Origin of the sequence: Bacteroides sp. 1_1_14 (assembly GCF_000162515.1) — a bacterium.
GTDB classification, from domain to species: Bacteria; Bacteroidota; Bacteroidia; order Bacteroidales; family Bacteroidaceae; genus Bacteroides; species Bacteroides thetaiotaomicron.
The window spans coordinates 326,559-340,149 of sequence record NZ_GG774702.1 but is presented as its reverse complement, the minus strand read 5'-3'; the positions used below and the strand labels follow the sequence as shown (position 1 = coordinate 340,149).

Here is a 13,591-nt window from a genome sequence, read left to right as displayed (position 1 = left end):
GTGACCCCGGTGCGATTCAAACGCACGACCTTCAGAACCGGAATCTGACGCTCTATTCACTAAGCTACGGGGCCATTTCCTAAATGCGATGACAAAAGTATAAAAAATCTTCTCATCTTCCTAATGATTCATCTTTTTTTATAGTTCTTAAGTCAGTATTGCCCCTTAACATTCTGTTATTTTGAAATGCTTTAGAGTATATACTTTATCAATTTGACAATCTTTTAGAGAATATCCAATACAGATATTAATATTATTCCTATCTTTGCCGACAATTAACAATCAACAATCCTATGAGTTACTTGATAAAACCAAAGAACTATAAACCGTTACTCGACTTAAAACAAACAGAGTTGGGAATCAAACAAATAAAAGAGTTCTTCCAGTTAAACTTGTCATCCGAATTACGCCTCAGACGCGTGACAGCCCCTCTTTTCGTACTGAAAGGAATGGGTATCAATGACGACTTGAATGGTATAGAACGTCCTGTTTCATTCCCTATCAAGGATTTAGGTGACGCACAAGCAGAAGTCGTTCATTCATTAGCCAAATGGAAAAGATTAACTCTCGCCGATTACAATATCGAACCGGGATACGGTATCTATACCGACATGAACGCCATCCGTTCTGATGAAGAACTCGGAAACCTCCATTCGCTCTATGTAGACCAATGGGACTGGGAACGTGTCATCACCAACGAGGACAGAAACGTAGATTTCCTGAAAGAGATCGTAAATCGTATCTACGCTGCCATGATCCGTACAGAATACATGGTATATGAAATGTATCCGCAGATCAAACCTTGTCTGCCTCAGAAATTACATTTTATCCATTCGGAAGAACTACGCCAACTCTATCCGAACCTGGAACCCAAATGCCGTGAGCATGCCATCTGCCAAAAATACGGTGCCGTATTTATCATCGGTATCGGCTGCAAACTAAGCGACGGCAAAAAACATGACGGACGTGCACCGGATTATGATGACTACACATCCACCGGCCTGAACAACCTGCCGGGACTGAACGGTGACCTTTTACTTTGGGATGATGTACTGCAACGCTCCATCGAACTGTCCTCTATGGGTGTTCGTGTAGACAAAGAAGCGCTGCAACGCCAGCTCAAAGAAGAAAACGAAGAAGAGAGACTGAAACTTTATTTCCACAAACGATTAATGGATGACACACTTCCACTATCTATCGGTGGCGGTATCGGTCAATCCCGTTTGTGTATGTTTTACCTTCGCAAAGCTCATATCGGAGAAATACAAGCCAGTATCTGGCCCGAAGATATGCGTAAAGAATGTGAAGAACTTGATATACACCTTATATAATAGCTATGAACGTACAAATAGAAGAAAGCTGGAAAACACACTTACAGCCTGAATTTGAAAAAGATTACTTTCGCACACTGACAGAATTCGTAAAAAGTGAATATAGCCAGTATCAGATTTTCCCTCCGGGAAAACTTATTTTCAACGCCTTCAACCTCTGTCCTTTCGACAAAGTGAAGGTAGTAATCATCGGACAAGACCCGTACCACGGACCGGGGCAAGCACATGGACTCTGTTTCTCTGTAAACGACGGAGTACCCTTCCCTCCTTCTTTGGTCAATATCTTTAAAGAGATAAAGGCAGACATAGGTACAGACGCTCCTACTACCGGTAACCTGACTCGCTGGGCTGAGCAAGGAGTATTATTGCTCAACGCCACTCTGACTGTACGCGCTCATCAGGCAGGCTCTCATCAGAATCGTGGATGGGAAGCTTTTACAGATGCCGCTATCCGCGCACTGGCAGAAGAACGGGAACATCTTGTATTTATCCTGTGGGGAGCTTATGCCCAACGAAAAGGAGCTTTCATCGACCGCAACAAGCATCTGGTACTTAGCTCTGCTCATCCCTCTCCCCTTTCTGCCTACAATGGTTTCTTCGGAAACAAACACTTCAGCCGTGCAAACGATTATCTGAAAGCAAACGGAGAAACGGAAATAATATGGTAATACCAAATCCGATAGACCGGATTGAGACATAAAGAAAAACGGCTGCGTCATCACAAAAGATCATGCAGCCGTTTTTTATATCTTATCCTTCCGGACTTATTCTCTATTCTTTATTTCCTTCATTAATACCACTGAATATTACTTTGCGTCTGGCTTCTCTGCTCATATTTCAAGTCTTGAAGAATACTTGCATTAGCACGAATGGTTACATTGTAGTATTTCCAGCGTCCGAATGGTGAAAGGCTGGCAGAAAGGTTAAAGCAATGCAGGTCACGTGAGATCGTACAAGAAGTCTGCGTAATCTCTTTTGCCTGAAAGTCATAACCCGAATTGAATGAAAGCGACCAGTTATTGGAAATCTTTATATTTCCGTTCATATTAATATTGTGGGTATAAGTAAACGGATAACGCATTGAATAACGGTTGATAGGCTTAGTCCTGTCCTCACGAATATTGAATGAATAACTGAAACTTAAAGACCAAGGCATCTTGAATACCTGATAACCGTCCGGGTCGGCTTGCGCCTTCTCTACCTTCTTGGTCGTAGTTCCATCTTCCGTTCCTTCAGAATCTTCTCCGTCTCCATCTTCAGAATCCTTCTTATTCTTATCCTGTTCAGCGTCTTCCTTCGGACCGAACCACTTTTTCCAAGTGTCGTTATTAAAGGTATAGTTAAAAGAAGAACCATACCCCTGGAAACGTCCGAAACGTCCATAAGACCATTCCGTACGATTGCTGGTCACTACATTACCGTTCTTATCGAAAGCGTAGGCATAAGTTGCAAATGAAGCGTTCATATTGAAAGTATAATTCTTGGTCAGCTTCATACGGATATTCAAACTCAAATCACTCCAAGGTCTTTCCTTTGCCGCCATATTATAAGACATATTCGCACTCAAATCATCAATCAGACTGACCTTTTTAAGCGTGTCCTTTTTAGCATCATAATATTTCATTTCCAGATTGTTGGACAACGAGAAACTAACCGTTCCCGAACCTTCGCGTGATGGAACTCCAAAAGGTTGTCCCGTAAAAGGAGAATAATATTGAGTATTGCCATTATAATCGGTATATTCCTCCCAATACTTACTGAATCCGGGAGCCCCGCTCAGACTTACCTGCGGAGTAACAACGTGACGAATCTGTATCTCCTTCTTCTTCATAAAAAGAGGTTTATACATACCATACAGTTTCGTACTCAAACTAATGCTGGCAGAATAGTTGGATACCCGATAGAAACCATTAACGGTATCATTCAGGTTAGGGTCCAACTTATGTTCTTCCATATTATACGTCTGATTCATTTTACGGGTATACCAGCGTTCTGTATAGTTGACCGAAGGAGAAACCTGCAAATACTTGAACAGTGTAAAAGTAGCACTGATAGGAATATTATGATTCATTGCATTTTCCCATCCGCTGATACCGGTCTTGAACAGACGGTCGTCCTTAGTACGGATACTGTTCGTCAGACGTCCTGTATAACTGATTGATATCTTCTCATACCAACGCTCGGCTCCGGCAGCCTTCTTCCGCTTGAAGGGAAACAGACGGCTCAATGTAATATTAAGGTCAGGAAGCGTCACTGCGATAGAAGAGTCACGCATAGTCTGCGCAATATTGGTCGTTCCCGACAAAGTCAGACCGATATCGGGGAAACTGCGGGAATAGCTGATACTTGATGTCTTTGTATTCTGAGTCAACAACTGAGAGTTATAAAGGTTGTTGATGTTAGATCGTTCGTAACTACTGGTCGAGAAGTTCACACTAGCGGAGAAAGTACTGTTCGGACTTGCCTTGGCATCCTGACGGTGGTTCCACACTACCTTGAAGTCTTTGGCAACCGTATAATCCGGCATTCCTTTGTCTCCGGTCTTGGTCACCTGATAATCCGCCTGCAATGTACCGGAGTATTTGTACCTCTTATTATAATTGGTCAATCCGGAAAGCCGCCATGAACCTTTCGTGAATATATCTCCTGTCAGCTTCAAGTCCATGATGTCGCTCATAGCGAAGTAATATCCGCCTTCCGCCAGACCAAAGCCACGGCTTGAATCATCCATATACGTCGGCATTATAAAACCCGAAGAATAGCTGCTGGAGAAAGGGAAGAAGAAAAACGGCACAGCCAACGGCAGGGGAACATCTTCCACCACAAGATAGGCAGGTCCTGTCACTACATTCTTCTTGGGGCGCACTTTGGCTCTTGTCAGCTGCATGTAGAAGTGAGGATGGTCATGATGATCACAAGTCGTGTAGCGACCGTGCTCCATAAAGATTTCATCATTTGCTCCCTTCTTGGCTCTGCTACCGGTCACATAACCTTCACCCTGCTGAGTGATAATATCGGTGATTCCCGCTTTTTTGCTCTTGAAGTTATAGCTGATTGTTTCTGTATCGTATGCAGTTTCACCTTCTTTAAAGACAGGTTTACCTTTGATCGTTCCCGTTGTGTCTTTAATACCATAGGCGTGTACTGTACTACTGTCCAGATTCATGGAAATCACTTCCGCTGCCAGCTCAATGTTCTGGTAGTTGACTTTGCCGCTACCATAAAGCGTAGCGGCACCTCCCAATGTAAAAGTGGTGGAGTCGTTAGATTCATAAATAACCGGTGCATCGAGCGGTTGTTTCTTTGTCGGTGCTACAGAGTCGACGCGTACCACAACTGTATCCGCCCCTAACGAATCTTTCCTGTTAAGGGAATCCGTTTGTGCAGTGTTGGAGGCAATCATCCCTCTTCTTCGACGCTGAGACGTAGCCTCATCAGGAAGCATCAGCAAGACAATCAGCAATATGAATGATATAATTATTTTTGCTCTCAATGGCGCCATTAACTAATAGTTTTACGCTTGAAGTGGCAAAAGTACACAATCTTCATCAATAATGCGTGAGAATCTCCGTTATTTAATTATTTTTTAGTGCTATAAAAACAAAGAGCACCACCCATCAAAGCGGTTTAGACCTTCTTCACCATATTTTGCAATGCTTTTCCGGGCTTTTTCTACTGTCTTTTCTTCGTCAAGATGAGTTTTAGAAAAGAATTTATCGGCAAAACAGATTATTTGCTCTTCCAGAGTGACGGGCACCATCTCACGATGAGGAACAGGAAGCTGGCGTTCTATGATTTCTTCCAGTGTCAGTCCGGCTCCGGTGTGACGTTCGCAAACCAGTGCATGGCGTTCAAAACCTTCTTTTCGCAAAAGGTCTGCACCCAGATAACCGTGTGCGATGTAGGGATGCTCTCCGAAACATTGGATGGTGGGAGCATCGGTCATAAAGATTCCTATATCGTGCAGAAGCGCGGCTTCTCTGACAAAGCTGCGGTTGATAGGTAAGTTAGGATGTGCATCTACAATCTTCAAAGCTTTTTGGGCTACAGAAAGGCTATGTATTAGTAGAATGTGTCGTTGTTCCGTATCCTGCGGATAAAATTTGTCGATGATTTCTATTGGATTCATACTTTTTCACTAGTTATTACTTGTTCCCTTACTGATAAATGATATTTTTGTGCAATATTACAAAAATTTACTGATATGCAAGCCAGAAGTTCCCTCATTCTTTTCTCTCTGTTCATAATACTGTGTTCTACATACGCCAGTGGAAAAGTAATTACGGGTGCCGAGCGTATGGATCAATACCTGCCGTTAATCAAAGGAAAGCGGGTAGGAATGGTGGTAAACCACACTTCCATCGTCGGCACAGAGCCAATTCATCTGCTGGATACTTTATTAAAACAAAAAATCGATATAGTGAAAGTCTTTGCACCGGAACACGGTTTCCGCGGCAACGCGGATGCCGGTGAAACAGTAAAAGACGGAAAAGACAGCCGTACGGGAGTAACCATCGTCTCGCTCTACGGAGATAATAAAAAGCCGACTGCCGCCCAACTGAAAGATATCGATGTAATCTTGTTCGACATCCAGGATGTGGGCGCACGTTTCTATACATATATCAGTACGATGTATTATGTAATGGAAGCTTGTGCGGAAAACAAAAAAGAGATGATTATACTGGACCGCCCCAATCCATGCGATTACGTAGAGGGACCTGTATTAAAAGCCGGATATAAAAGTTTTGTCGGAATGCTGCCTTTGCCGGTTCTTCACGGTTGTACTATCGGAGAGCTGGCGCAGATGATCAATGGAGAAGGATGGATGACTACCCAGGCAAAGACTTGTCCGCTGACTGTGATTCCCGTAAAAGGGTGGAAACACGGACAGCCCTATGTACTTCCCGTGAAACCATCTCCCAACTTGCCCAATGCACAATCCATCCGCCTTTATGCCTCACTTTGCCCTTTTGAAGCAACACGTGTCAGTGTGGGACGCGGAACGACCTTTCCTTTTCAGGTGTTAGGCGCACCTAACAAAAAGTATGGCGATTTTGCCTTCACTCCGCGCTCCCTGCCGGGATTCGACAAAAATCCGATGCACAAAGGAGTCACTTGTTATGGCGAAGATTTACGGAACGTAACAGACGTAAACGGTTTCACGCTCCGTTACTTTCTGCGTTTCTACCGTTTATCCGGCGAAGGCGCAGCATTCTTCTCCCGTCCCCGATGGTTTGACTTACTGATGGGAACGGATTCGGTACGCAAAGCGATCCTTAAAGGAGAATCGGAAGAGGAAATCCGTGACAGTTGGCAAAAGGAGTTGCAGACCTACCGTGATATGAGACAGAAGTATTTACTTTACTAAGGAACGGTTCCTCCACTTCTCAGCATTCCGTTCGAACTCTTCGGCTTTCTTTCCACTCAACCTTGCAGGCATTTCAAGTATCTCCGGAATGTCTTTTGCATTATCAATGATTTGAGTGCCGGAAGCGTTCTTCACAATACAGACATCATCGTACAGTGAGTCATTCTCCAGATAAGCTTGCATCCGGAGCGTGTCTCCCGTCACGTCGATATGCTGGTAGAAACGGCGGTTCGTCCCGAAACGATCATACTCATCATTGAAAGATAGACGGTAACTCTTCGGGGAAGCGTGGCTTACCAGATACAACGGGGTGGTCATTTCGCCCTCATCGTTCTTATTAGTCATACGGGCATAGTTATGCTCATGTCCCTGAAGCACTAAGTCTACTCCATATTCACGGAACAGTCCGTCGAACATCCAGCGCACGGCAAGGTTGTTCGTCTTACCTTTTATAGAATATACCGGGTGATGGAGCATGACGATCTTCCATTTCTTTTTCGAAGCCTTCAGCGTTTTCTCCAGCCATTCCCGTTGAGAGAAGAGGAACCAAGGATCACGGTTACTATCCAGCGTGATGATAGTGGCATCGTTGTAATCAATAGAATATACATTATTATTTTTATACCTCGATTCGAGCAGATAAGAAAAGACATAAGCAAATCGTTTCTCCAAAACACGTACTAGTCCTTTTACATATTCATGATTTCCCGGAGAAACCAATATCGGTTTGGTGGGAGCTATGGAATCCACACTCTGATAGGCTTCATCCCAGTAACAGTTCATCGGACGCTCTGCAAAGTCACCGGCAAACATATAGAAGTCCGCCTGCGGATAGCGATGGCGCACATTTTCCATAAAGCCACGTGTCTTTCCACGCAAAGTATCCTGCACGTCACCTATAAATACAAAGGAGAAATGATCAGTCGAATCGGGTTGCATCGTGAACGAATACCAATCGGATGAGCGATCGTCATTCCATACCCGATAAGAGTAGGAATCGCCATAAGAGAGTTCTTTAAATTTTGCCCAGTTGGCATAACCGAACCCGCCCAGTGTACGGAGAAATTTGGAAGAGCCGTCAACGAGAAGAGTATCTCCGGAACCGATCTTTGTATATTCCAGCTTTGCCTGCTTGGAAACGCCTCCGCACACCCAGCTCACATTACGGGACAGTTCGCCGTCATTTCCGAATGTCAGAAATACCCGTTGCGGGTCTTCCGTCAGCACATAGCGTATTTCAGGGATATTGTGGAACCAGACTTTCCAGCGTATCTTACAAATGACACCACCGGCAATCAATATCAGGAGAACGATGCCCCAAGCTATTTTCTTCTTCGTAATCTTCATTTTTCCGATTTTAAAAACTGGTAGCAAAGATAAATATAGTGTCCCATAAATCGGAAATTATGTCCTTTTTTAACCTTTAACAAATTCACCTCTACATGAGAATTTAAATATCTAAAATTGCTGTCATCTGTCACCAAAAGCTAAATAACACACTGATTATAAGCTAATAAAGAGGTGACAGCAGGGCGTGACAGCATTGTGACAGCACATTTTGTTGTCACAATGCCGTCACGCTTTGCTGTCATATCCTGCTACTATCATATATTGCTCCTTGGAATGATAAATCAAAGAATAGCTTAGTCTAGTTGGTTTCCATGCGATGAAACTATAGTTCCAAAGCATTGAAACCAATAGTTTCAAGCCGCAGAAACTTTAGTTCCAAGCTGAAGAAACCAAAGTTTCAAGCAGAGGAAACTCCAGTTTCAAGACGATGAAACTAAAGTTTCATCAAGCAAAAAACAATTTCTACAATAGGAAACTATCAGCAGTAAGGTAGCTTCAGTCTCTTGTTTTTCTCTTCTTCCACAATTGCCAGCTATTAATAATATTTTGCCACATATTAACACATCACCATACAAATCTGATTATCAGCAAATAAATCCACCTATTACTAATAGCAGGTAACAAAAAAACGAAGAAAATCGCTTAGTGGTGGGCTTCGTGTACAAAGGCAACAAAGGGAAATTACCTGCCAAAAAAGAGATAGGCTTTCGCTCTACAATAACTTTCTCAGTTCCTCAATGTCAGGCAAGGCGTTACGAAGTCGTTCCGGCATATCTTTGGATGTACGGTAAGTAGCGACTCCCATCGGCTTGTTATAATCACGAACTGCAAATTCTACAAAAGTTTGATTCATTTCTCTGCAAAGTATTATTCCGATAGAGGGATTCTCGTGCGGTTTTCTCACATATGAATCCAAAGCGGAAAGATAAGTATTCAGTTGTCCTAAATACGAACTGCGGAATTTCCCGGACTTCAATTCAACCGCCACTAAAGAATTAAGTTCCCGATTGAAAAACAACAAATCAATGAACATTTCCTCTCCAGCCACTTCAACACGATATTGATTGCCTATAAAACTGAAATCCTGCCCAAAAGTCATAATAAACTTCTTCACGTTGGCAACAATCGACTTTTCTACTATCTTTTCGTCTAAATCCTCTTCCTGCTCATCCAGTTCCTCCACATTGATGAAATCAAGCAAGTATTCATCTTTGAATGAACAAACAGCTTTTAGCGCTTGCTTAGTATCAGGCAATGTTTGTGCGAAATTGTTAGGCAAAGTTCCCCGGTGGCTGTACAGGTCTGCTTTTAAGTAATCCCTTAAAGTGTATTTACTCCAATAGCGAATAGCGCACTCATGTATATAAAATAGCCTTGCTTCCAAAGTTTTAGCTTTGGATATTATTTCGATATGATGACTAAAGCCGATTGAAAAGAAGTCTGACCAGTTAAATTCATCAGCCAGTGGCTGGCGAATTACGCTCAACAGCAATTTTTCATCTAATACCAAATCGCCAGCCAGTGGCTGGCGATTTAGAACAGGTTCCCATTCTTCATAGAAAACTCGCATATTCTTTATATTCGAAGTTGAAAATCCCCTTAGCCCCGGCAATTCTTTTTGCAACAGAGAAGATATTTGCTCTATTGCTCCTTTACCCCAAAAGCCTATACGGGAATTTTTCGACACGTAACGTCCGATGCCGTAATAAAGAGATAGCTGTTCTTTGTTCACCGATGTGGCTGCACGGTACTGGCTGCGCAGAATAGCTTCTTTTATGGTCTTTACCGCTTCTCTATAATTCTGATTTATATCCATTTGCGTTTTGTTATATGCGACAAAAGTACAAAAATAATGCTGGCGAAAAGAAAACAAAGGTGTTTTTCTCTTTTCGCCAGCATACATATTTTGCTGTTCATGGAAGGAACAATGCTCCTACAGCCGAATCATATTCTGTTGAACCATAATGATAGCTATCTATACGCTCCTCTATATAAGTAGGAAAATAGGAAAAACAAAGGAAAAGAGAGATACAAACAACAAATAACTAAATATCTTATATTCACTATTTTATCTCTTTCTTTCTCTTCTTCCACAATTGCCAGCTATTAATAATATTTTGCCACAGGACATACGAACCGGGAGCAACAGACGATAACGGGTTCAGATAAGTATGCGCCATCCAGATAGCAAGAATCGTATTCTTCTGCCCCAGTGCCTGCCCGCCACTGATGCGGTCATTATAGACCGAGCCGATAGTCTTTCCCAAAAAAAACTGCAAGCAACAGGCAATCAAGGCACCGACCGCAATCATTATTTCCGTGAATCCATCCGCAGGATCGTTCAGTAACGAATACAGGGTCTGAGCCGTCACAATAGCCAAAGAGACCGCCCACAAATAAAAGGCGAGTTCATGATATCCCAGTAACTTCTGATGCACTTTCGGCAGGAATTTACTCAACAGCCATGCTGCAAGGAAAGGGCAGATCAACAAGGGGAACACCTTACTCAAAATAACCCAAAATGCTCCCCAAAAACTTACATCCGGATTTACCTCTATCAAAGGGAAGAGAATAGGCACCGCAATAGCAGCACCGATATTACCCAACAATGTATAAGTAGTCAGACTTGCCGCACTCCCTCCCAACTTGGAAGTAATCACCGCAGCAGCCGTAGCCGTAGGACAAATAATACATACCATCACCCCCTCCGCTACAATCTTATTGAAACGGTAAAGCAATAAATAAGCAAGGAAAGCACCCCCGATCTGAATCAGCAACAACCATGCGTGCAACGGTTTAGGCTTCAAATCATGCGGTGATACCTTACAGAAAGTCAACAGTAACATCGTAAAGATAAGATAGGGAGTCAGAAAAGAAAAGTAGATAAATATCGGATAACCGACAGCACCTACCAGCATCGCAATAGGCAACGTCCAATTCTTCAAAAACTTAAGCATCGTCGTATATTTTTTCTTGGAGGTGCAAAGTAACAGAGATTTCGGGAGAAAAGCTACCATTAAACCGAAAAAAACACAAAACTTAAGTGTAAATCATGAGTTTTCTGCAAAATTCTACTACATTTGCACCGTATTTAAATATGAAACCGCATAGAACCTACATATTATATATATCAATCTGCCTCTGGCTACTTGCTTCTCCCCTATGTATCGGCAATTTATGGGGGAAAGATTTCGTAGTAGTCATCGATGCCGGACATGGCGGTCACGACCCCGGTGCCATCGGGAAAATATCCAAAGAGAAAAACATCAATCTGAACGTCGCACTGAAACTGGGAAACCTGATCAAAAAAAACTGCGATGACGTCAAAGTGATCTATACCCGCAGCAGGGATGTCTTTATCCCCCTGGACCGACGGGCAGAAATAGCCAATAACGCAAAAGCCGATCTCTTTATCTCCGTCCACACCAACGCTCTGGCAAAAAACCGCACCGCCAAAGGAGCTTCTACATGGACACTGGGTCTGGCCAAATCCGATGCCAATCTGGAAGTAGCCAAACGAGAGAACTCGGTAATCCTCTATGAAAGCGACTATCAGACCAGATACGCCGGCTTCAACCCGAACTCGGCGGAATCCTACATTATCTTCGAATTTATGCAGGATAAATACATGGAACAAAGCGTACATCTGGCATCACTTGTACAGAAGCAATTCCGCCATACCTGCAAACGGGTAGACCGCGGAGTGCATCAAGCCGGATTCCTGGTGCTGAAAGCAAGCGCCATGCCAAGTATCCTGGTAGAATTGGGCTTCATCTCAACTCCGGAAGAAGAACGCTATCTCAACTCGGAAGCCGGAGCCAACACAATGGCCAAAGGCATCTACCACGCATTCTTAAACTACAAAAGAGAACAGGAGATACGCCTGACCGGAGCCAGCAAAACAATTATCCCAACCGAAGAACCGGCAACAAGCGCTCCGGAACAAAGGGAACTGATGGCCGAAGCAAGTACAACACCCGCCACCGCCACAAAAACAGCTCCCAAACGGCCTATTGTCTCAGAAAGCGCAACCAATGACAGCGAAATAACGTTTAAGATACAGATACTCACCTCCTCAAAGCCTCTTACTAAGAATGACAAACGACTGAAAGGACTGAAGGATGTGGATTATTACAAAGAAAAAGGACTGTACAAATATACGTATGGCGCTTCCAGTGATTATAATAAAGTGTTACGCACCAAGCGTACCATCTCGGCACAATTCAAAGACGCATTCATCATCGCCTTCCGAAACGGCGAAAAGATGAATGTCAACGAAGCGATAGCCGAATTTAAAAAAAGAAGAAATAAATAGAAAATAAAATGAAGTACATTACAAAAGAAGTTCGAATAGGAATTGCAGGTATCGTAGCATTATGCGTGCTTGTCTATGGAATTAATTGGCTGAAAGGCATACATATGTTTCAGCCTTCAAGCTATTTCTATGCCAAGTTTCAGAATGTAAACGGACTGACCAAGTCGAGCCCTGTTTTTGCTGATGGCGTTCGTGTAGGTATTGTACGCGACATCGAATATGACTATGTAAATCCCGGAAATGTGATCGTTGAAGTCGAACTGGACACCGAACTCCGCATCCCGAAAGGAAGTAGCGCAGAACTTGTATCCGAACTGATGGGAGGCGTACGCATGAATATTCTTCTCGCCAACAACCCGCGTGAGAAATATGCCATAGGCGACACCATCCCCGGCACATTGAACAACGGAATGATGGAAAGCGTAGCGAAACTCATGCCCCAAATTGAGAGTATGTTACCGAAACTGGATTCCATCCTCACCTCACTGAACAACATCGTAGGTGACAAGAGCATCCCTTCTACGCTGCACTCTATCGAAACGACTACCGCCAATCTTGCTGTAGTCAGCTCTCAGATGAAAGGACTCATGAGCAAGGACATCCCCCAGCTGACCGGCAAGCTCAATACCATCGGAGATAATTTTGTAGCTATCAGCGGTAACTTGAAGGAAGTGGACTACAGCGCCATTTTCCAAAAAGTTGACGCAACACTCGCTAACGTAAAAATGATTACAGAGAAGTTGAACAGCAAAGATAACACTATCGGACTGCTCTTCAACGACCCTGCTTTATATAACAATCTGAACGCTACCACAGAGAATGCGGCGAGCTTACTGGAAGACCTGAAAGCACACCCCAAACGGTACGTTCATTTCTCTTTATTCGGGAAGAAAGACAAGTAGCAAATCTTTCTTATATAGATTTTATCTAAATAAGCAGGCGGTATATAAAAGGGAGTATAACCTCTGCAAAAGTCTATCTACAGACCGAAATAATATTCCCGTACAAACAAGTACGGGAAGTATAAAAGAGTAAGAATAAAACGATAAACAACTAAAATACAGATACTTATAATTTTGCAAGAGAGGGGAAACAGACAGTGTTCCAACACAATTCTATAAGTCATTGAAAGTAAACACATTATTGTTTGCCCGAGAAAAACAAGAAAAAGCTAATTTGTTTTTTCCAAATAAGATTCCCAATTTTGCAAACGTAGAAGTTTCGCTT

10 protein-coding genes and 1 tRNA gene are annotated in these 13,591 nt (G+C 43.0%); 5 read left to right on the top strand and 6 right to left on the bottom strand.

Annotated elements, in window-relative coordinates; genetic code table 11:
- Position 1 precedes the first annotated feature (1 nt).
- Positions 2-74: transfer RNA gene (locus tag HMPREF9007_RS22925), tRNA-Arg, on the bottom strand.
- A gap of 219 nt (positions 75-293) precedes the next feature.
- On the opposite strand from HMPREF9007_RS22925, the gene asnA reads away from it, so the two are divergent.
- Together asnA and ung are read left to right on the top strand one after the other, a co-directional pair.
- On the top strand, positions 294-1,331 hold the full coding sequence (gene asnA / locus HMPREF9007_RS22930; protein ID WP_008759769.1) for an aspartate--ammonia ligase: 1,038 nt from the start codon (positions 294-296) through the stop codon (positions 1,329-1,331).
- A gap of 5 nt (positions 1,332-1,336) precedes the next feature.
- Positions 1,337-1,999, top strand: coding sequence for a uracil-DNA glycosylase (gene ung, locus HMPREF9007_RS22935; protein ID WP_008759768.1), 663 nt, complete (start codon positions 1,337-1,339; stop codon positions 1,997-1,999).
- Between the two features lie 122 nt (positions 2,000-2,121).
- Here the strand turns inward: ung and HMPREF9007_RS22940 are convergent, their stop codons facing one another.
- Together HMPREF9007_RS22940 and HMPREF9007_RS0124515 are read right to left on the bottom strand one after the other, a co-directional pair.
- A complete protein-coding gene (locus HMPREF9007_RS22940; RefSeq protein WP_008759767.1) occupies positions 2,122-4,833 on the bottom strand; it encodes a putative LPS assembly protein LptD in 2,712 nt (903 codons plus the stop codon).
- Positions 4,834-4,923: 90 nt separating this feature from the next.
- A complete protein-coding gene (locus tag HMPREF9007_RS0124515; protein WP_011108149.1) occupies positions 4,924-5,460 on the bottom strand; it encodes an HD domain-containing protein in 537 nt (178 codons plus the stop codon).
- 75 nt (positions 5,461-5,535) lie between these two features.
- On the opposite strand from HMPREF9007_RS0124515, the gene HMPREF9007_RS22945 reads away from it, so the two are divergent.
- Positions 5,536-6,699 (top strand): DUF1343 domain-containing protein, encoded by a 1,164-nt coding sequence (locus tag HMPREF9007_RS22945; RefSeq protein ID WP_008759766.1) that lies wholly within the window; start codon positions 5,536-5,538, stop codon positions 6,697-6,699.
- Here the strand turns inward: HMPREF9007_RS22945 and HMPREF9007_RS22950 are convergent.
- From HMPREF9007_RS22950 to HMPREF9007_RS22960, 3 genes are all read right to left on the bottom strand, one after another.
- Positions 6,688-8,046, bottom strand: a complete 1,359-nt coding sequence (locus HMPREF9007_RS22950) for a metallophosphoesterase family protein (protein WP_008759765.1) — start codon at positions 8,044-8,046, stop codon at positions 6,688-6,690. The genes HMPREF9007_RS22945 and HMPREF9007_RS22950 overlap by 12 nt on opposite strands.
- 715 nt (positions 8,047-8,761) lie before the next feature.
- On the bottom strand, positions 8,762-9,865 hold the full coding sequence (locus HMPREF9007_RS22955) for a PDDEXK nuclease domain-containing protein (RefSeq protein WP_008759764.1): 1,104 nt from the start codon (positions 9,863-9,865) through the stop codon (positions 8,762-8,764).
- Between the two features lie 247 nt (positions 9,866-10,112).
- The gene (locus HMPREF9007_RS22960) at positions 10,113-11,066 is read right to left on the bottom strand and encodes a transporter (RefSeq protein WP_008759763.1); all 954 of its coding nucleotides are present in this window, start codon (positions 11,064-11,066) and stop codon (positions 10,113-10,115) included.
- 80 nt (positions 11,067-11,146) lie between these two features.
- Here HMPREF9007_RS22960 and HMPREF9007_RS22965 point away from each other — a divergent pair, with 80 nt between their 5' ends.
- Positions 11,147-12,364 (top strand): N-acetylmuramoyl-L-alanine amidase, encoded by a 1,218-nt coding sequence (locus HMPREF9007_RS22965; protein WP_032840465.1) that lies wholly within the window; start codon positions 11,147-11,149, stop codon positions 12,362-12,364.
- 8 nt (positions 12,365-12,372) lie between these two features.
- Positions 12,373-13,266, top strand: a complete 894-nt coding sequence (locus HMPREF9007_RS22970; protein ID WP_008759761.1) for an MlaD family protein — start codon at positions 12,373-12,375, stop codon at positions 13,264-13,266.
- Positions 13,267-13,591 lie beyond the last annotated feature (325 nt).